Source organism: Acinetobacter sp. ANC 4218 (assembly GCF_002135245.1).
Lineage (GTDB): Bacteria > Pseudomonadota > Gammaproteobacteria > Pseudomonadales > Moraxellaceae > Acinetobacter.
Map to the genome: position 1 here is coordinate 53,941 of NZ_NEGD01000009.1, position 19,623 is coordinate 73,563.

At 41.8% G+C, this 19,623-nt stretch carries 23 protein-coding genes, 2 tRNA genes and 1 CRISPR repeat array (1 of these 26 only partly in view); of the genes, 12 read left to right on the plus strand and 13 right to left on the minus strand.

What is annotated here, in order from left to right; genetic code table 11:
- Window positions 1–33: 33 nt before the first annotated feature.
- A complete protein-coding gene (locus B9T38_RS10015) occupies window positions 34–882 on the minus strand; it encodes an SDR family NAD(P)-dependent oxidoreductase (RefSeq protein ID WP_086196668.1) in 849 nt (282 codons plus the stop codon).
- A gap of 236 nt (window positions 883–1,118) precedes the next feature.
- On the opposite strand from B9T38_RS10015, the gene B9T38_RS10020 reads away from it, so the two are divergent.
- The 3 genes from B9T38_RS10020 (at window position 1,119) to phoR (ending at window position 4,141) form a co-directional block, all read left to right on the plus strand.
- Window positions 1,119–1,808 carry a TetR/AcrR family transcriptional regulator gene (locus tag B9T38_RS10020; protein ID WP_086196669.1) on the plus strand — a complete coding sequence of 230 codons (690 nt, stop codon included), beginning with the start codon at window positions 1,119–1,121 and terminating at the stop codon, window positions 1,806–1,808.
- Window positions 1,809–2,046: 238 nt separating this feature from the next.
- Window positions 2,047–2,757: a phosphate regulon transcriptional regulator PhoB gene (phoB, locus tag B9T38_RS10025; RefSeq protein ID WP_086196670.1), complete on the plus strand. Its 711-nt coding sequence runs from the start codon at window positions 2,047–2,049 to the stop codon at window positions 2,755–2,757.
- Between the two features lie 25 nt (window positions 2,758–2,782).
- The gene (gene phoR / locus B9T38_RS10030) at window positions 2,783–4,141 is read left to right on the plus strand and encodes a phosphate regulon sensor histidine kinase PhoR (protein ID WP_086196671.1); all 1,359 of its coding nucleotides are present in this window, start codon (window positions 2,783–2,785) and stop codon (window positions 4,139–4,141) included.
- Between the two features lie 45 nt (window positions 4,142–4,186).
- Here the strand turns inward: phoR and B9T38_RS10035 are convergent, their stop codons facing one another.
- From B9T38_RS10035 to B9T38_RS10045, 3 genes are all read right to left on the minus strand, one after another.
- A complete protein-coding gene (locus B9T38_RS10035; RefSeq protein ID WP_086196672.1) occupies window positions 4,187–4,834 on the minus strand; it encodes a glutathione S-transferase in 648 nt (215 codons plus the stop codon).
- Between the two features lie 99 nt (window positions 4,835–4,933).
- Window positions 4,934–5,332, minus strand: coding sequence for an OsmC family protein (locus tag B9T38_RS10040; RefSeq protein WP_086196673.1), 399 nt, complete (start codon window positions 5,330–5,332; stop codon window positions 4,934–4,936).
- A gap of 24 nt (window positions 5,333–5,356) precedes the next feature.
- Window positions 5,357–6,304 carry a pirin family protein gene (locus B9T38_RS10045; protein ID WP_086196674.1) on the minus strand — a complete coding sequence of 316 codons (948 nt, stop codon included), beginning with the start codon at window positions 6,302–6,304 and terminating at the stop codon, window positions 5,357–5,359.
- 328 nt (window positions 6,305–6,632) lie between these two features.
- Between B9T38_RS10045 and B9T38_RS10050 the strand changes: the two genes are divergently transcribed.
- On the plus strand, window positions 6,633–7,901 hold the full coding sequence (locus B9T38_RS10050) for a GGDEF domain-containing protein (RefSeq protein WP_086196675.1): 1,269 nt from the start codon (window positions 6,633–6,635) through the stop codon (window positions 7,899–7,901).
- Window positions 7,902–8,243: 342 nt separating this feature from the next.
- Here B9T38_RS10050 and guaA read toward each other — a convergent pair whose 3' ends face one another.
- The 3 genes from guaA to B9T38_RS10070 all read right to left on the minus strand — a co-directional run bounded on the left by guaA (window position 8,244) and on the right by B9T38_RS10070 (window position 11,042).
- On the minus strand, window positions 8,244–9,812 hold the full coding sequence (gene guaA, locus B9T38_RS10055) for a glutamine-hydrolyzing GMP synthase (protein ID WP_086196676.1): 1,569 nt from the start codon (window positions 9,810–9,812) through the stop codon (window positions 8,244–8,246).
- A 274-nt stretch (window positions 9,813–10,086) separates the two neighbouring features.
- On the minus strand, window positions 10,087–10,407 hold the full coding sequence (locus B9T38_RS10065; protein WP_086196678.1) for a NirD/YgiW/YdeI family stress tolerance protein: 321 nt from the start codon (window positions 10,405–10,407) through the stop codon (window positions 10,087–10,089).
- Window positions 10,408–10,589: 182 nt separating this feature from the next.
- Window positions 10,590–11,042 carry a DoxX family protein gene (locus B9T38_RS10070; RefSeq protein ID WP_086196679.1) on the minus strand — a complete coding sequence of 151 codons (453 nt, stop codon included), beginning with the start codon at window positions 11,040–11,042 and terminating at the stop codon, window positions 10,590–10,592.
- 194 nt (window positions 11,043–11,236) lie between these two features.
- On the opposite strand from B9T38_RS10070, the gene B9T38_RS10075 reads away from it, so the two are divergent.
- Window positions 11,237–11,869, plus strand: coding sequence for a DedA family protein (locus B9T38_RS10075; protein ID WP_086196680.1), 633 nt, complete (start codon window positions 11,237–11,239; stop codon window positions 11,867–11,869).
- Here B9T38_RS10075 and B9T38_RS10080 read toward each other — a convergent pair.
- The 5 genes from B9T38_RS10080 to B9T38_RS10105 all read right to left on the minus strand — a co-directional run bounded on the left by B9T38_RS10080 (window position 11,866) and on the right by B9T38_RS10105 (window position 14,723).
- Window positions 11,866–12,456, minus strand: a complete 591-nt coding sequence (locus B9T38_RS10080) for a LysE family translocator (RefSeq protein ID WP_086196681.1) — start codon at window positions 12,454–12,456, stop codon at window positions 11,866–11,868. The two genes, B9T38_RS10075 and B9T38_RS10080, sit on opposite strands and share 4 nt — an antisense overlap.
- Before the next feature lie 221 nt (window positions 12,457–12,677).
- On the minus strand, window positions 12,678–13,067 hold the full coding sequence (locus B9T38_RS10090; protein WP_086196683.1) for a hypothetical protein: 390 nt from the start codon (window positions 13,065–13,067) through the stop codon (window positions 12,678–12,680).
- Window positions 13,068–13,082: 15 nt separating this feature from the next.
- On the minus strand, window positions 13,083–13,919 hold the full coding sequence (locus tag B9T38_RS10095) for a ParA family protein (protein ID WP_086196684.1): 837 nt from the start codon (window positions 13,917–13,919) through the stop codon (window positions 13,083–13,085).
- Between the two features lie 83 nt (window positions 13,920–14,002).
- Window positions 14,003–14,395 carry a SirB2 family protein gene (locus B9T38_RS10100; protein WP_086196685.1) on the minus strand — a complete coding sequence of 131 codons (393 nt, stop codon included), beginning with the start codon at window positions 14,393–14,395 and terminating at the stop codon, window positions 14,003–14,005.
- Window positions 14,396–14,408: 13 nt separating this feature from the next.
- Window positions 14,409–14,723, minus strand: a complete 315-nt coding sequence (locus B9T38_RS10105; protein WP_086196686.1) for a BolA family protein — start codon at window positions 14,721–14,723, stop codon at window positions 14,409–14,411.
- A 234-nt stretch (window positions 14,724–14,957) separates the two neighbouring features.
- On the opposite strand from B9T38_RS10105, the gene B9T38_RS10110 reads away from it, so the two are divergent.
- Window positions 14,958–15,030 (plus strand) — tRNA-Gly (locus tag B9T38_RS10110).
- Between the two features lie 49 nt (window positions 15,031–15,079).
- Window positions 15,080–15,155, plus strand: a tRNA-Gly gene (locus tag B9T38_RS10115).
- Between the two features lie 391 nt (window positions 15,156–15,546).
- Here B9T38_RS10115 and B9T38_RS10120 read toward each other — a convergent pair.
- Complete coding sequence (locus B9T38_RS10120; protein WP_081403350.1) at window positions 15,547–15,753, minus strand: helix-turn-helix domain-containing protein; 207 nt, start codon at window positions 15,751–15,753, stop codon at window positions 15,547–15,549.
- Window positions 15,754–15,863: 110 nt separating this feature from the next.
- On the opposite strand from B9T38_RS10120, the gene B9T38_RS10125 reads away from it, so the two are divergent.
- The 5 genes from B9T38_RS10125 to B9T38_RS10145 all read left to right on the plus strand — a co-directional run bounded on the left by B9T38_RS10125 (window position 15,864) and on the right by B9T38_RS10145 (window position 18,876).
- A complete protein-coding gene (locus B9T38_RS10125; protein ID WP_001054887.1) occupies window positions 15,864–16,079 on the plus strand; it encodes a hypothetical protein in 216 nt (71 codons plus the stop codon).
- A gap of 13 nt (window positions 16,080–16,092) precedes the next feature.
- Complete coding sequence (locus tag B9T38_RS10130; protein WP_086196687.1) at window positions 16,093–17,274, plus strand: site-specific integrase; 1,182 nt, start codon at window positions 16,093–16,095, stop codon at window positions 17,272–17,274.
- Window positions 17,267–17,515 carry a hypothetical protein gene (locus B9T38_RS10135; protein WP_086196688.1) on the plus strand — a complete coding sequence of 83 codons (249 nt, stop codon included), beginning with the start codon at window positions 17,267–17,269 and terminating at the stop codon, window positions 17,513–17,515. Before B9T38_RS10130 ends, B9T38_RS10135 begins: the two co-directional genes overlap by 8 nt.
- Window positions 17,516–17,582: 67 nt before the next feature.
- Window positions 17,583–18,119 carry a DUF1376 domain-containing protein gene (locus B9T38_RS10140; RefSeq protein WP_086196689.1) on the plus strand — a complete coding sequence of 179 codons (537 nt, stop codon included), beginning with the start codon at window positions 17,583–17,585 and terminating at the stop codon, window positions 18,117–18,119.
- A gap of 10 nt (window positions 18,120–18,129) precedes the next feature.
- Window positions 18,130–18,876: an ATP-binding protein gene (locus B9T38_RS10145; protein WP_086196690.1), complete on the plus strand. Its 747-nt coding sequence runs from the start codon at window positions 18,130–18,132 to the stop codon at window positions 18,874–18,876.
- A 106-nt stretch (window positions 18,877–18,982) separates the two neighbouring features.
- Window positions 18,983–19,623: direct repeats of the CRISPR family, unit length 28 nt; unit sequence TTTCTAAGCTGCCTGTATGGCAGTGAAC; it runs 5,868 nt beyond the window's last position.

Here is a 19,623-nt window from a genome sequence, read left to right on the forward strand (position 1 = left end):
CCCGCAATTTGCGGGTTTTTTAAAAGCCGTATTTTAAGCCGATTTTTTGTTTTTATTGCTAAATTTGGTGGCAAATGCTGTAACACGCTGATAACCGGTCGGCAAAATGCGCTGGATTAAGTCCAGGGTTTTGGCATCGTTACCAATCAGTAGACGGCGCTTGTCTTTTTTCACTGCTTCCAAAATTTGGCGGGCAGCTTCTTCAGGTGGGCAACGTAATAATTTATTAAAAGACCTGGCCGATTTTTCCGGATGCATACCTAAGCTTCGAATACTGTCATTCATTTTTGCCGCATTGGCAATATTGGTCCGAATACCACCTGGATGCACACAGAGTGCACTCACGCCACAGTTTTCCAGGTCCAGTTCCTGCCGCAAGGATTCGGTAAAACCACGTACCGCAAACTTGGTGGCGTTATAGGCAGACTGGGTCGGCTGTGCGGTTAGGCCAAACAGGCTGGAAATATTGATAATATGACCTTCACCCGATTGCTTGATTAAAGGCAAGAACTCCTTGGTACCATATACTACGCCCCAGAAATTAATATTCACAATCCATTCCAGTTCTTCGTAACTCGCCCCTTCCACGGTTGAACCCAATGCCACACCAGCATTGTTAAAAATCATGTTGACGGAACCATGGTCCTTCACGGTTTCAGCAGCCCAGTCGCGCACTTCTTCCAGTTTGGCCACATTGACTTTTTTTATCGTCACACGGACATGACTGTCTTTGACCAGTTCAACTGTTTTCGCCAAACCCTGTTCATTGACATCACTTAAAGACAAATGACAGCCTTGCTTGGCCAAAAGTACGGCCAATTGCTGCCCAATACCCGACCCTGCCCCAGTAATGGCTGCGACTTTATTTTTAAAATTTTTCATGAGCTATCCTTATTCAGCTTGCTGCCTCATCCATCTAAACATCTCGATTGTTTTTCTATCTGGAAGATTGCAGTTCATCCATCCAATATAATTTTGACAATAACCATTGTCAATATAATATATCGTCTATTGATCCCTGTACTGGCAAAGCTGCAGCTTTGTTTTAAACATAGGTCTAAAGATAAATTATTGTTAATATAAGGCAAAATCTCGATTTCATTCGGCACACCACATCTATGACTGAACAGCACAAAAATTTCGAAGAAAATCAAAATAAACCGGCAAAAACTAAAGAACGTCAATTTAAAGGTATGTCTTTAAGCGAACGTAAACAGGCACGTCGAGAAAAACTGATTGAAGCCGGAATTGAAGCCTATGGTACACATGGTTTTTTTGCAGTCACAGTCAAGGATATTTGTACGGAAGCCAAACTGACTGAACGCTATTTCTATGAATCTTTTAAGAAAAGTGATGAACTGTTTCAGACCATCTTTTTAAAGCTGATTGATCAGTTGCAGCACAATGTCACGCAGGCGATTATGCAGGCCTCCACCGATCCGCGGAAAATGATCGAAGCCGGTTTAACCGCCCTGCTCACCACCTTAAAAGACAATCCGGGTATGGCACGGATTATTTATATTGATGCCATGCTGGTTCAGGAGCTGCATAACCAGGCCACCATCCATGAAACCATGTCGCGTTTTGACCGTATGATTCATGCCTTTGTGATGCTGATGATGCCGAACATTAACCGCTCTGAACGTGAAATTTCGATGATTTCGACTGGCCTAAATGGCTATGTCACGCAAATCGCCATCCGCTGGGTAGTCAGTGGTTTCAAGCTCTCTATAGAGGATGTACTGTCTTCTTGCAGTATCGTTTTTTTATCGCTGCTTGATACTTTTTCGAAAAAAGAAAAAATATGATTCCGGCACAGCCCTGGTCACCAAACTGTCAATAAATACTCAACATATTGAATTTAATATATTTATCTAACTGATTTATTTTTAATTCTTGATTGTATCTTATTAAAATTGTGACAATTTCTTGCGAAATTCAGCCGAACTACCTATTCTGCAATGATACTGTCATAATTAATCTTTGTAATAAGCCTGTCATAAATATAAAACGGTCCACCGTTTACGTGAAATAGGGTATTGCGCTGTGAAAGATGACTATATATTAATCGTCGATGATGAGCTCCCGATCCGGGAAATGATCCATACCTCGCTGGATATGGCGGGCTTCCAATGCCTACAGGCTGAAGATGCCAAACAGGCCCATCAAATGATTGTGGATCAACGCCCTGTGCTTATTCTACTCGACTGGATGTTACCAGGTGGTGTCAGCGGTGTAGATCTGTGCCGCCGTCTGAAACGCGATGAAACCCTATCAGAAATTCCAGTCATCATGCTCACTGCCCGCGCTGAAGAAGACCATAAAGTACAAGGTCTGGATGCCGGTGCAGATGACTACATGACCAAACCCTTTTCTACCCGGGAACTGGTTTCCCGCATTAAGGCCGTGTTACGCCGTGCCAATGCCTTAAACGGTGAAAAAACCATTGATGCTAACGGTCTGGTACTCGACCCTGTCAGCCAGCGGGTCAGTCATGGTCAGAATATTTTAGAAATGGGACCCACGGAATACCGTTTATTGGCCTTTTTTATGACGCATCCGGAACGTGCCTATACCCGTGCTCAATTGCTGGATCAGGTCTGGGGTGGTAACGTATATATTGAAGATCGTACCATTGACGTACATATCCGTCGTTTGCGTAAAGTGCTGGAACCGTTTGGTGCAGACCGTTATGTACAAACGGTTCGTGGTACAGGTTACCGTTTTTCTACCCGCGCAGATGTCGCTTTAGGTTAGTCGTCATTTAGGTCAACTATATTTTATGTATGAACCCTACCCCGTCCCGGAACTTGCACGAGAACATAAACAGTTTCGTTACAGCAGTTTATGGACTTTTGCCAAGCAAGATTTACGTCTGCTCGCCTTTTTATTGCTGATCGCAGGTTTAATCGGTTTAGGGATTGGGTATTTCTGGATTTTTATTCTCATCGCCCTTACGGTGTTTTTTGCCTTGCAATTGCGTTCACTGTATCTGGTCAATGAATGGATTTCCAACCGTCCTTATGATGTGCCGCCCAGTTTAAATGGCATCTGGGGAGCCTTGCTGTTTAATGTCTATCGTTCGCAGCGCCAGGAGCGTATTGTTCAGGCAGAAATGGTCGGCCTGATTGATCGGGCGCAATCTTCACTGGTGGCGCTAGCTGAAGCGGTGGTACTGATTGATGATCTGCACCAGATTGAATGGTGGAATCCGGCTGCAGAAAAACTCCTGGGTATTCAACCGCTAGATCGTGGTCGCAATATTTTAACCATTCTGCGCCAGCCCAGTTTTATTGAATATTTTAACCATATTGATGAAGCACCCGATGGCCTGAAAATGAAATCTTCGGCCTTTGAAGACCATTATGTACAAGTCAAAATGACCCGCTTTGGTGGGGAAAGCCGCTTACTGGTGGCTTATGACGTGACCCGCATGCATAATCTGGAACAGATGCGCACAGACTTTGTCGACAATATTTCCCATGAATTACGTACCCCGCTTACCGTACTCAGCGGTTATATTGAAACCTTTACCGATCAGGAAGATTTAAACCCGCGCTGGAAACGTGCCTTCGACCAGATGCAGGCGCAAACCAAGCGCATGAATGCCTTGGTGAATGATCTATTACTATTGTCGCGTTTAGAAAATGATAAAAAAATCGCGAAAAACCAGATTATTGAAATGCCAAGTCTGATGAACCAGCTGTTTGATGATGCACAAGCCTATAATGTCGACTATCACCATGCGCTCAATCTCAACATTGACAGCCATTGTGACCTGATCGGTTCCGAGACCGAGCTAGCCAGTGCCTTTAGCAACCTGATTACCAATGCCATTAAGTACACCCCTAAAGGTGGAACGATTACCATGGGCTGGCATGATGATGGTGAACACGGCATCTTTACCGTTCAAGATACCGGCATCGGGATTGACCCCAAACATTTGCCACGTTTAACCGAACGTTTCTATCGTGTGGATAGTGCGCGTAGCCGTCAAACCGGTGGCACTGGCTTAGGTCTGGCCATTGTGAAACATGTGTTGATGCAACACGGCGCGCATCTGGAAATTGAATCCAAAGAGAATGAAGGCTCGACTTTTAAAGTCATTTTCCCTAAAGAACGCCTGTACAAACTCTGCTAGACCGGCCTGTTTTAACCCTGATCTAAAACAGGCCACCTACCTGTTTTAAGTCAGGCTTTGTTCCTTGAACCTGGCTCTCTGAAAAGCAGGCCGTTCCTCAAGACGTTTCAGATATTTGGTTATATTGGGATATGAACCGGATGTTCTGGATTGAATGGCATCGAGTGGAAACCACATCTGAATATCGGCAAAAGAAAATGATCCGGCAAAATATTCATGCATGGATAAATAATCTTCCAGATAAGCAATATGCTCTTTTAAACGCGGATGAATAAATCCCGCCTTCACGCCGGAAGTAATTTTATGTGCCACTGGCTTAATCAGCCAGGGTACACGTTTCGGTACATTGTTCATCACCAGTTGCATCAGCAATAACGGCATTAAGGAGCCTTCGGCATAGTGCATCCAGTAGCGGTATTGTTGCTGGTCTTTTTTGGCCTTCGGCTTAAATTTCTGCGCTGTATCATAACTTTCTTGCAAATGCTGCAAAATCACTGCCGATTCGACAATCGTCTGGTCCTCATCAGTCAAGATCGGTGCTTTAGCCAAAGGATGAACCAGTTTTAATTCAGGCGGTGCAGCAAATGTTGGTAAACGTTTATAAAACTTGACCTGATAATCTTGAGCCAGCTCTTCTAAAGCCCATAAAATTCGAAAAGAACGCGATTGATCTAAATGGTGCAGTGTAATCATTATTTTTTGACCTCTATTTTTATATTTTGATCATGACCGATCGGCTGGAAAAATGACATTCTGCTTTGCACACAATGTCATGGCTATTGGATCATGGATTTAAAGCAGAACCGTGTTAATGTCCAGACTGCGTAACAGCGTCTTGGTGACTGGTGTTTTACTGCTAATGTCTAAAATTTTTTGTTTCAGTTCATCCGATAATGGCTGAGCAAAGGACAAACGACGTTCAATCCACTCTTTACCTTCTTTATTGCTATTAAAATCAGCTTCTACTGAAAATTGACCGAGCTCCAGACCTTTGTGACTGGCATACATGCGCAGCGTAATCATGGTACAGGAAACCAGACCGGAACAAATAAAATCATAAGGTGCAGGACCCCGATCTTGCCCGCCCAATGATTCAGGTTTATCCGTCATAAACTGGTGTTTGCCACTTTTCACTTCGCCTGACCAAGGTTCATCCAGGCTCTGTACTTCTGCATTTGCAATAATTTCCATATTCCAACTTCCTGAATTTTATTGTTATTTTGAGGCTCGCATTTTATTGGGGAATGCAGGTGCTTCCAGGCGAGGTCCCGGATAGTCAGGAATGGTGCCAAAACGGTTATCCTGATTCATCCAGTGGTCACGGGCTTGGCACAGCTCTTCCTGAGTCCGCCCGACAAAGTTCCACCACAGTAATATTGGTGACTCGAAAGGTTCGCCACCCAATAGCAGTACTCGACTGCCTTTATGTAACTGGATTTCAATTTCCGTCATGCCTGGTTCCAGCACGACCATGTTGTCCTCTGTCAGCTCATGACCGTTGACTTCAGCAGCCCCCTCCAGCGCCATAAAGCCATATTCAAATTCCGGATTCAGTTGAATTCGGGTGGTGGTGGATTCCTGTGCAGTTAAATCCACACCCAGCAATTCGCTATGCACCGCAACTGGGGACCGAGTTTGCAAGAACTCCCCCACCAGTACGGTAAATTCAACCTGATCTTTTTCCACCACCGGCAGTTCCGGATAATGATCAAAACGCGGTGCCATATTAATCTTGTCATCCGGCAAGGCAATCCAGAGCTGCGCAGCGTGCATATGGGTTTCGGTTTCCGGTGCCACTTCAGTATGGGAAATGCCATATCCTGCGGTCATTAAATTGACCTGTTTGGGGCGAATCAGTTGCTTTGTACCCAAGCTGTCGGTATGCATCATGGTGCCTTCAATCATCCAGGTAAAAGTCTGCAAGCCAATATGTGGATGTGGTCCGACATCCAGACCATCACCTTGGGGAAAAGTCACGGGACCAGCATGATCCAGAAAGCACCATGCCCCAATTAAACGCTTATGGCGACTGGGCAAGGCGCGCTTAATCACAGTGCCCTGTCCAATTTCCGCACTACGCAAAGGAAATTCCTGAATAAAGCGGTTTACGTATTTTTCACAATCGTCCGAATTGGAAAGCTCTGTATAGCTGCTATTGGTCATATGACTATCCTGAATTTCATGAACGCAACTGTTCTTGTAAGTCCTACCTATTGTTATCAATCATATAGACTCTTCATCATTCAGCCTATAGTTAAAGTTAGTACGCTGAATACTATGGACAGGACAATATTATTTTTGAAATTTTCTTCATAAAACAAGGTCTAAACGCGATAAATGATTGACTATTTTTACCCTATTCATATGAATTTTATAGGAAAAAAATTTTTTGTCACAATTATAGCGATGACTTACCCAGTCTTCTGTATACAGATATTTTTCCTCAGCATACTATTTCTCCCTGACCAATCTGCTATAGAAGAGGATAATCATGTCCCAAGGACAGCAGGAAAATTTTCATTACTCTGAAAATCAAGAATATAATCATATCGGGAACAATAAAGATAAATATTCAAATATCGGAACTGCCATTTTACCCAAGCAGCTGTGTACGCTCGCCAATCAAAAACAGATAGAACACCAACTAGAACATCCTAGCACCCGTATTCCGGAACAATTTCAACAATATTATCTGGATTATCAAAATAAGCACCAACGACAGTTTTTAAAATGCGTCAATTTTATTGGTCAGCTGACTTTTTTAAGCTATTTCTTTGTCGATTGGGTTTTATTACCGGACATTGGCATGCTGTCCGGTATTGCACGGCTCAGTCTTGTCATCTTGGCACTGTCGGTCAACTGGCTGGCTTTCCGCTACTGCAAGAATATTAAAATTCTGGATAGCTTGCTGCCAGCCTCTGTTGCAGCTGCAGCAGCAATATGGCTTGAACTGCTGTATTTATCACATAGTCCCGTTGTGAATACGTATCTCTACGCCAGCATCATCTTTATTTTATTGGGCAATTTATGCATACAGGTATCTTTTCGTAATTCTATTTTTAGTTCCCTGCTGATTAGTGCGGTGATTTTTAATGGCGTATTCAGGTTGGTCAGTGTCCAGGAACTGATTTTATTTTCACTCATTTACGCGCCGGTTTTATTGCTCAGCATGTATATCAGCTGGAATAACACATTAAATTCAAAACGTAATTTTTTGCGGGTGTTACTCAATGACTGGAACTATTACACCTTAACTGAAATGGCGCATACGGATGAACTGACCCAGTTATATAACCGCCGACAATTTTTACAACTGGCCGAACAGAACATACAGCAATGGCCCAAATATAATTTAACCTGTCTATTGATGTTTGATATCGACTTTTTTAAGAATATTAATGATACATATGGTCATGATGTGGGAGATGAAGTGCTGCGGGTACTGGCTGATATTACTCGCCGGGAAATGCGTCATAGCGATGTACTGGCCCGTTTTGGGGGGGAAGAATTTATTGCTTTGCTACCCGATACCACACTGGAAGATGCGATGAATATTGCCAACCGCTTATGCCGAAAAATTGAAAGCCATCAAATTTGTGTTAAAGATAAGTGCTTTTTTAATTTCAGTGTGTCGATTGGAGTATCCCAACTGCAGCCAAATCAAAGTGATTTAAACCTGCTGATTAAAAATGCCGATATTGCACTCTACCAAGCCAAGAAAAATGGACGCAATCAGGTGGCGATTTATACCCATGAATAATTAAAAATTATCTTCATCGAAACAGCCTTGGTCTATTTTATAAATATGAAAACTGCGCTCGACTTGCATACTAAAGCCGAATTTAGTGGCTCAAAATATTTATTCCTATTCTTCAAAGATTAATTTTTTAAAATATAAAAAAGAGCGCCTAAGCGCTCTTTTTTATTTGAATAATTCTAGATTCCTAAACTGCCGCGCGCATCTTGCACAAAATTCAAAGCAATGCTTTTAATTTTGCTCATGGCGTAATTTAGGCAGGAAGCAGTGCTTCCTGAAACCCTGAGAGGTGAAATAACAAAGCACTGCTTTGTCACCTCGCAAGACTTTCAGCTATGCTGAAAGTTACTCCCATTCAATCGTTGCTGGTGGCTTAGATGACACGTCATAAACCACACGTGAAACATCTTTGATTTCGTTCATGATACGAGTCGAAATCTTGTCTACCAATTCATATGGAAGATGCGCAAAACGAGCTGTCATAAAGTCAACAGTTTCAACGGCACGAAGTGCAATCACCCATGCATAACGACGGCCATCGCCCACTACACCAACAGATTTAACTGGTTGGAATACAGCGAAGGCTTGAGCAGTTTTGTCATACCAACCGCTAGCGCGAAGTTCTTGCATGAAGATGTCATCAGCCAGACGAAGAATGTCGGCATATTCTTTTTTCACTTCACCCAAAATACGCACGCCCAAACCTGGACCCGGGAATGGATGACGATAAAGCATCTCAAACGGCAAGCCTAAAGTGGTACCTAAACGGCGTACTTCATCTTTAAACAGGTCACGGATTGGCTCAACCAGTTCAAATGCTAAATCTTCTGGTAAACCGCCCACATTGTGGTGTGATTTAATTACGTGTGCCTTACCGTTTTTAGTTGCAGCAGATTCAATCACGTCCGGGTAAATTGTGCCTTGTGCCAGGAAGTTTACGCCATCAAGCTTACGTGCCTCTTCAGCAAAGACTTCAATGAACTCACGACCAATGATTTTACGTTTTTTCTCAGGGTCAACTTCACCTGCGAGAGCGGACAAGAAACGGTTTTCAGCATCGGCACGAATTACACGGATACCCATGTTTTTCGCAAACATATCCATCACTTGCTCGCCTTCGTTCAAACGAAGCAAGCCATTATCTACGAATACGCAAGTCAATTGATCGCCAATGGCTTTATGAAGAAGCGCAGCAACTACAGATGAATCTACGCCACCTGAAAGACCAAGCAATACTTTTTGATCGCCAATCTGTTCACGTAACTGTTCAACACGCAGGTCGATGATGTTTTCCGAGTTCCAAAGATTACGGCAACCACAAATGCTGTGTACAAAGTTAGACAATAACTCGGCACCTTTTGCAGTATGGGTCACTTCCGGGTGGAACTGCACGCCATAGAAACGGCGTTTTTCATCGCTTACTGCTGCAAATGGACAGCTTGGTGTACTGGCAGTCACCTGGAAACCTTCAGGAATTGCACTGACTTTATCGCCATGGCTCATCCAAACATTGAGTTTGTTTTCACCATCGTCTAAATCACCCAGAAGCTGGTCACGAACCAAAACGTCTACCGCAGCATAACCAAATTCATGCACGGTACCTGGCTCTACTTTACCGCCAAGCTGTTCGGACATGGTTTGCAAGCCGTAGCAAATACCCAATACAGGTACACCCAGGTTGAATACAACTTCAGGTGCGCGTGGACTACCTTCTTCATGAACACTTTCCGGACCACCCGACAAGATGATACCGTTTGGTTTAAATGCGCGAATGTCTTCTTCAGACATGTCATAGGCATACATTTCAGAATATACACCAGCTTCACGTACACGACGTGCAATCAGCTGACTGTATTGAGAACCGAAATCCAGAATCAGGATGCGGTCTTCAGTGATTTGAGTATTGGTAGTCATGACAAACAACTATGCAAGGCAAACGAAATAAGCGCTGCATTCTATCATTTTTCGGCGCATTAAGCACACTATTCGCACAAGGCTTTCAATTCGTTGATTGCATTATATTTCTGGCACAACAAGGCACCCGTCCGGATGCCTTATTTATATTGCCATTTTTCTATTTTCACGATTTAGATATCCTTCAATTTCATCATGATGGATATCGACCTCATCTGTTTAGACCTTGTCGTATGCTCTCTAGGACTTTGGTGATTAAGTCAAATCTTGCAGTTTAGTTCTGATTATACCAAAGCCATTTATCCTTTGGATTTAACAGTTTTTCTATTTTAACAACATCGATGTTGGTGGATTGATCACTTTGAGTATCCACTTCACCCATCACTTTCACCTGATCGCCGGCTTTTAAGCCCATCGGTTTCCAAAAATCATCATCGACATCAATGTCAATTGAACCGGAACCATCTTTGAGTTCAAAATGATCGCCCCGTATTCGTTTGACAATAACGCCGGATAAGGTCACTGCAGTTTCATCTGCCAGTTGTTTTGCTTCTGCAACCGTTACCATATTTTGGGCAGCTTCATTCACGATCATCTGATCACTTTTACCCGCTCAGGATGCTGTAGAAAACATTACACCAGAGATAAAAATTACCCATAACATTTGCTTCATACCTGACTCCACTTTGGTAGCTTCATCAAACTTTATTGAAGCAAAATTCAGGCAATTTGTACGCAGGTTTTATGTAATTACAAAAAGACCTGTACAAGCTAGAATCAACCTTCTATTTTCCTCAACTCTGGTGATGATCTCTCTAGCATGTCATCTACACTGAATTTACCTGCACCATGCAACATCAAGAACAATAGTCCACCAGTCATGGCAATATTTTTCATCAGGTGAATGGCATCATCCTGAGTCCCAGTGCCGTGGAAAATAAAGCCGCAAATAAAGGTAAAAATAGCTAAGCCCAAAGCAGCCAGGCGGGCCTGGAAACCAAAGAACAAGGCCAGACCACCGCTAACGACGACCAGGATACTCAAAGGCAGCAGGCTACCCGGGACACCTTTAGATTCCATATACCCGGCCGTTGCAGTATAAGCATTGATTTTCATCCAGCCAGACATCAGAAAAATATAGGCTATCAATACACGTGCAACCAAAGCGATAAAGGCATCGGTTTGCAGACCTTGCAGCAGATTTTTTATAAAAATATTCGGATTAAACATGAGGTCACCTTTTGATTTTTGTTTTAATGACCTCTTCATCCTAAGCCTGTTTTTATCGGGGTCAATAAATAATTTGTAAGATAAATCATTGTGAAAAAAGGGAAGGATGAAAATGCAATTAATTTTCTTTTTGGTACTGACTTTCATGCCCCAGACTGCTAGGATTTCAGCACATTTTTGCTGTCTGTAGCGCCATGGAACTGCTTGATTTTATCTTACACGTTGATGCCCATCTGCTCGAATTTATCACCGATTACGGCGTGTGGATTTATGCCATTCTTTTCTTGATTATTTTTGTAGAAACCGGTTTGGTGGTTATGCCATTTCTGCCGGGTGACAGCCTACTGTTCGCAGCAGGAGCCTTAGCAGCATCCACAGGCGCAATGAATCCTTATATTCTGGTCATCTTGCTGTTTACTGCCGCAGTATTGGGCGACACGCTGAATTATCATATTGGTAAATTTATTGGACCGCGTGTCTTTGAAATTGAATCACGGTTCATTAATAAAAAGCATTTAACCTATACGCAAAAATTCTTTGAAAAACATGGCGGAAAAACTATTATTTTTGCCCGTTTTATTCCTTTCGCCCGTACTTTTGCCCCGTTTGTCGCCGGTGCAGGTCACATGAATTATAAATATTTCCTCAGCTTTAATGTCATTGGTGCCATTTGCTGGGTCGGTTCTTTTGTAATTTTAGGCTACTTGTTTGGCAATATGCCGATTGTTAAAGACAATTTTACCCATCTGATTTTTGGCATCATTATTATTAGTGTCTTGCCGGGCATCATTGGTTTTATTCGCAAGAAACTCAAAAAAGTGCATTAAAAGAAGCGAATCACAACGGGTAACATACACATAATCAGCAACATGGCCGATCCTTTATATAACAGATCGGCTTTTATTTGTCTGGACTGACCCGCCAGAATGGCCCGCCCAAAAAACATCCAGAACACCACCGTAGGTAACAGGACCAGACTGAACATTGCAAATACCAAAATAAAATTGGTGGGATTGCTCCAGGTTTCAAGCGGTAAAACACCGGCAGCAAATAATAAGGCTTTAGGATTTTTGAAGGTAGAAAAGAACAGTTGTCGAGGTCGGATCGAAGGATGGCGTTGATTATGCTTTTCCAAATCTGACGCTTTCCACAAATGAAAAGCCATCCAACTCACATAAATGGCGCTACAAAAATGCAGGATATGAATAAAGTTCGGCCATACTGGATCACACAAATGAATAAGTAATGCCCACAAATTAATGGCATAAAAATAGCCAAGCATTTTTGCCGGAATAAACAGACTGGTTTTAGCAATGCCTTGTTGATAAGCCGAGCTTGCAAGTAATGCATTGGTTGGACCCGGAATCATCAATACCGCAATCACTGCCAATACAAAAAGCCAACTCTCGATCATAAATACCTGATATCACCATCCTGATGGGGCACACCTTATATGAAACCGATAAAAAATGACAAGTATTTCTCGATAAAAAAATATCACCTGATGCGTTTAAAGATTCCATCAAAAAACAGCAACCAATTGATATTAATAATATTTACATTGAAACATTTTGCTAATATTTTATCCCCCCTGCTGTCAGGTACAGCACCTCAACAGCGGGATAAATTGATGAATTATTGAACTTTATTACGAACAATAATTGGGCAGTTTTTGAATTTTGCCGCCTGAACCACAGCTTCCTGATCACCCAATAGACGTGCCAGTTCAGTGTTTTTGCTATTTGAAGATTGTCCCATATTGACTGAAACACTCGGAGCGATTCCCCAGCCGCCATGACTGCCCCAACCACCGCCTACACCGACACCCACACCGACGCCAGTGCGTTTTGGCGCCTGCACACCATCGTCGATATATTGCTGAATACGGTTATATTCACTTTGCAATTGCTGGCAATTGAGCGCTTGATACTGGGTCGGAGAAACATAACTCGGTTTCACCGTCGTTGCACATGCAGCCAATAAAACCGTACTTCCCAAAAGAAGGCTTAGATAAATCGTTTTCATGAGAAATCTCAATACTTATATATGCTCAATTTCATTGAACAACGATTGATAGGCTTGCGTCAATTTATGATCAGTCGCCAAATGGATCAAAGGCTGATTTTTAAGATGCGATTCTTTCATTAAAATGGACGGCGGCAACATGCTGTCTAATACAGGCAAGCTTTCATCTTTCAGCTGTTGCACCACTTCACGCGGTAATTTAGCCTGGGCCTGAAACTGATTGACCACAATCCCTTCAATTTCCAGACGTTCATTATGATCATCCTGAGTTTCGATGACGTTTTCAATCAGAGTCTGTAATGCACGTTTTGAAAATACGTCACAATCAAAAGGAATCAGCACGCGACTGGCAGCAATCAACGCCGATAAGGTAAAGAAGTTAAAAGCCGGCGGTGTATCGATATACACCCGGTCATACTGTCCTTGCAGTTGCTGCAAGGCATCACGCAATTTATAAATCTTGTGTTTTGACTCCAAGGCATGAGCCAGTGCACCCAAAGTCGGACTTGCAGGAATCACATCCAGATTTTTAAAAGGTGATTGGTGCACGTAATGCTCCAGACCTTTATCACGGTTCTTTAAAATGGAACCAATGGCATTGCCTAAAAGTCCTTTGCTTTGGGTTGCCCCCAACACTTCCTGAAAATAATTTTCAATATTGGGTTCCAGCGCCGGTTTATCCACCGTATAGGTCGCATCATCCCCCAATAGATATTGACTGGAATTGGCTTGAGGGTCGAGATCAATCAGCAAGGTTTTCAACCCCTGATGTGCACTAATTGCAGCCAGATTGACGGCAATACTGGACTTACCGACCCCACCTTTTTGATTAAAAACCACACGTACCAGCATTGGAAGCCCCCTATCATTTATAGTTATCTATGAATTGCAGTTTATCCTACACATCTTACATCTAGAATAATCATGTCTAACAATTAGCCAAAATTCGGCTTGATGATGACTAATCCGATAATGGCGATCAGTGCAGCCACTGCAATTATTAAACCTGCGCGACGCTGGACCAGTAAAATACGGTCATCTTTTTTATAGGCTTTGATCAAGGAAGAAAACAGCACCAGAAACAGGATGATTTTGGCATAAAACCATGGTTGTACTTCAAAATTCTTGATTACTAATGAAGTTAGCCCGGTCAAAACAATAATCGTCATGGCAAGATGTTGCCAGGCGACCAGAAATTTTCGTGCCACCGGATTGGGCTGATTGCCGTTGACTCCAACAAATAAAGTAAAAGCACGTGCAAGGATTGCCCCAATCAATAAAGTCACCGCAATCATATGCACAATTTTTACCGTCAGCTGCATATCCATTGTTTAATCTTCCTTATAATTCAGCTTTTGGCGCATGTGCACATTCAGGACTTGAGGTGTCTTGTCCTTGCCATTCTGATGGCACAAAAGCATGAATCGCCAGGGCATGAATACGGCTTGGTGCAAGCAAGTCCCCTGCTGCTGCATAAATTTTTTGATGACGTTGCACCAAACGCAAGCCTTGGAAAATGTCACTCACCACAATCACTTTAAAATGCGACTCCTTACCCGGGAAATAGCCGCCATGACCGGATGATTCGTTCACCACTTCTAAATGAACTGGTGATAACTCTTGCAGGCGTTGAATCAACTGTTGTTCTAAATTCATCAAGATACTCCCAAATAGTTCAATTTCTGGCTTCAGTATACCGTGTTCCGATTCAATCTTCGTGCCTATACAACCTATCATTCCTGGATTTCAGGATAAAATTTTCTTTTCAAACTTCAATCTTGTTTATAAAAGCAGCAAAACCGTACAAAATGGTTTTATTTTATGCAATTGATACAAGTTTTTTCACAAAGTTATTGACCCTATTTTTGCATAATGTATTATACACGGCATGCGGGAATAGCTCAGTTGGTAGAGCATAACCTTGCCAAGGTTGGGGTCGGGAGTTCGAGTCTCCTTTCCCGCTCAAAATTTTTTCATTTAGTTTTTTTCACTTAAAAAACTTTATAGACTCCGCGGGAATAGCTCAGTTGGTAGAGCATAACCTTGCCAAGGTTGGGGTCGGGAGTTCGAGTCTCCTTTCCCGCTCCAGATTCAAAAAGCCCTCATCGAAAGATGGGGGCTTTTTTCTTGTTGATTTTAAACAATATTTCCTTTCTAAACTTATAAACTTAAAACGCTTAAAGCTAGTAAAAAGTTAAGATGGATCACTTGAAAATGGGCTTACGTGACCAAAAGTGCCCTAAACGTGCCCTGCAACCATCACATATAGATCAATATATTAAAGATTTTGTATAAATTTTAGTGAACATCGGCTGAGTAATTCTAAAAAAACTTAAAATACTTCATTCTGGCTTTTATTGAAGTCTTTTTCACTACTTTATAAAAATGGTGACCAAATTTGGTCACCAAAAATATACAATAAAAACAAAATCTTAAGTTAAAAAATTATTAATTTATGGAAAGGTTTTTATTAAAAAACTTATTCTTCCTGCTTGAACTTTAATAAATCACCAACCTCTACATTTAACAATACGCATAATTTTTCTAATGTTTCAAAATCAATACGAGTTGATTGACCATTATAAAGCTTATGTAAAGTTGTCTTACTCATTCCGGTTGCCCGAGCTACATCTGCCACTTTCATTCTTCGTTCCGCCAAAAGAACAGGCAAGTTACAAACTATCATTAATTACCACCATTGTGTAATAAAGTACTTGCATGATGTGTTAAACGCATTTATTATTGCATTGTGATCTTAAATAACACCATTGTGATACTTTATAAAAGGATACAAACATGAATCTTACTTATATTACTACAAAAGAACTGGCGGAACGAATCCATTACAACGAACGTACCATCCGTAATCAGTTGAAGGACAGTGTTCTAATCGAAGGCATTCATTACATCCGCCCTTTTGGTGGACGCAAAATTTTATATGTATGGGAGCGTATTGAAGAAGATATGACTAAAACCACTTTAGGCTCGCTACACAGCCTACAACTTCAATAAGGAGAACATTATTATGGCTGCTATTCGTACTAGATACGGTAAGTTATGTGTCGATTTTCGATACTTAAACATCCGTTGTCGTGAAACAACAGCTCTTGAAGACAATGCTCAAAATCGCAAAAAGCTTGAAAAAGCGATTGAGCGAATGGAAGCGGAAATCTTATTGGGTATTTTTGACTATGCTAAGTACTTTCCAAAAAGTTCTCGTTTAAAAGAAATCAAAAATGCAGAAAACAGAGTAAATGAAATCAGCTCTAAAACACCTCTATTTTCCAAGTTCTGTGAAATCTGGTTCACTGATAAAGAAATAGAATGGCGTGCAAGCTACAAGGGAAAAATTCAGATTGTGATCAAAAAGTATTTAATCCCTTTTTTTGGCACAATTCCGGTTATTAATATCAAAAAGTCAGACATTCTTGGATTCCGTTCATCCCTCGCCAAAGTGACTCACGGAAAAAACCAAGAATGCCTTTCACCATCAAGAATCAACCAGATTATGATAGCACTTCGTATGATACTCGATAGTGCTGCCGAACGATATGACTTTGATAGCCCTTATAAGAATATCAAGAACTTAAAGCAAGGAAAGATTGAAGTAACACCTTTTTCATTAAAGGAAGTACATGCAATTTTAGCCACAGTTCGTGATGATTTTAAGCCTTATTATACTGTTCGATTTTTCACAGGTATGCGCACCAGTGAGATCGATGGCTTGCAATGGAAAAATGTGGACTTACAACGTCGGGAAATCCACATTCGTGAAGCATTAGTGAATGGGGAGCTTGGTGGAACCAAAACTTATGGTTCTGACCGTACCATCCAAATGAGTGATCGGGTTTATCAGGCCTTTCTGCAACAGAAAAGCTTGAATAATGGCAAATCCAGTTTTGTCTTCTGTAACCGCGATGGTGGACCTCTCGATTATCGTTTAGTGAATAAACGTGTCTGGCATCCCCTGCTACGCTATTTAGGACTAAAGCCTCGTCGTGCTTATCAAACACGTCATACCGCTGCAACGCTCTGGCTGTCGGCAGGCGAGAATCCAGAATGGATCGCACGCCAGCTGGGCCATTCAACGACTGAAATGCTGTTCCGGGTCTATAGCCGTTACATTCCCAATGTTACGCGTCGCGATGGCAGTGCTTTTGAAGCAATGCTGGAAAGACTAAATACAGAGGAGCTTGCTCATGAATAGTAAAGCTTTCTTTGGCGGTGTAGTCGTTAGCCCAGAAGCAGATATGGTCGCTCGTGAATTAATCCATGAGTTACACATTCCCAAACTGAACAATCTGGCATTTTTGCTGAAGGTTAACAAATGCTTCGATGATCACCAAGCATTGAGACTCTGGTTACAGCGAATGCTGGATGAAGGGCAAGCCCATTACGATGACTTGGCCCAACAGGCTCGCCTCCGGTTAATGAGCTTAGCTCCCTGATCAAATAAATATACAAGGTCATCCAATCGATGACCTTAGCCCTCTATACCTATAAAAAAGGTGACCTATGCATAAAGATATTTCAATTTGGATGCCACTCTATATTGGTGACTTACAGGCGAAATTTGCACGAATGACCGCAGAACAAATTGGTGCGGCACTGCTGTTAATGATGGATTTCTGGAAAAATGGTGCCATTCCTCATGACCTAGCAACAGTATGCAGCATCACGAAATTACTGCAGCACACCAAGGCTAAAACTTTGCTGAATACGCTGGTAGCTCTGGAATTGTTTGAAGTCGAATCCGAACAGATTCATTCAAATTTTTTAACCCGTTTAAAAAGCCAGGCATTGCAAAATCAGCAAATGAAATCTGATAAAGCTAAAAATGCAGCTCAAGCACGCTGGAATAAATCCGCAAGCAATGCTCAAGCATCTAACAAGCAACGAAAAGTAAATGCTCAAGCAGCTCCTGAGAAGAGCCCGAGTATTACTCAAGTCATGCTTGAACCATGCCCTTCATCTTCATCTTCATCTTCATCTTCATCTTCAAATTTTGAAGAAAAAAATGAGAGTTTTTTAGAAAATTCAAAATGGATTTAGGAGATCAGCCATGAATACCATGCTTAAAACACTCCAGTTTCGCGCAGAAACAACGGAAACACTTTGCCCTACCCATCATATACCCCTAATGGAAATTGCAGGTCACAGGCTCTGTAAATTGTGTGCCAAAGAAACCGTCCATCACTCACATGCAGCCTATGAGAATGAACTGCAACAGCGATTGCTACAACAGAAAATTAAAAATTCAGGGCTCAATAAACGCTACCTGGATAGTGGCTTCAAAAATTATGTAGTTGCATGCCCTGCACAACACAATACCATCAAGATATGTCAGGCCTTTGCACAGCAGATTATTTCTGACCACAACCCGAATATGTTGATGATTGGTACACCGGGTACAGGTAAAACCCATCTGAGTGCATCAATTATTCGCAACATTCTCCATAACAGTACAAAATCTGCACGCTACTATACCAGTGCAGAAATTGCTCAAAAAATGATGGACACCTGGTCAGATGCTTCACGCTCTGAGAAAGAAGTCATCGACCATTTTTCCAGTTTTGATTTATTGGTGATTGATGAATATGGTCTGCATGACCGGCACGAAAAACGCCTAGAGATGGTGCATAAGGTCTTATATAGCCGTTATGACAATATGAAATCTACCCTGCTGATTTCCAATTTCACAGTCCAAAATATGCAGCGGGATTTAGGTGTCCGATTATGGTCACGGTTACATGAGAACCATTTAATTGTAGTACCGTGTTATTGGGATGATCAAAGAATAACCGGATAAGCTTAACTCTCACTTAAGCCAATTATTTTACTGAGATAATTGGCTTTTTTATTACAAACATTATTTAAAGAAACAATCATTTGCATAAGTATTACTGAAGATAATACTTCTAAGCTGCCTATACGGTAGTGAACCCGAGCACCGACTTCAAAACATCAGCAGTACTTTTCTAAGCTGCCTATATGGCAGTGAACGCACTGGTAAGTTGCTCTGACAAGCTCCGAGTTTTCTAAACTGCCTATATGGCAGTGAACCTGTGCGAGGAAATTGGCTGTACTCGTCAACATTTCTAAGCTGCCTGTATGGCCGTGAACTAACTTTTACAGTTTCAAAAACTGATTCTAGTTTTCTAAGCTGCCTGTATGGCAGTGAACACGATGAACTACACAATGCTCGTATGTCGTCATTTCTAAGCTGCCTGTATGGCAGTGAACAGCATTGGCCACAATATCTTTGATTTTTCCCATTTCTAAGCTGCCTGTATGGCAGTGAACAGGCCATTGAGGAAAACCAAGCCTTTCTTAATTTTCTAAGCTGCCTGTATGGCAGTGAACCGTTTTGCAGGTATTCAGCTTCTCCCCAATCATTTCTAAGCTGCCTGTATGGCAGTGAACAGCTAGCATATGATAGTAATTTTGGTTTAGTATTTCTAAGCTGCCTGTATGGCAGTGAACAGTCATATCAACTTAGAGTTGCAGATATAGTTTTTCTAAGCTGCCTGTATGGCAGTGAACTAGTGTTTTTTCA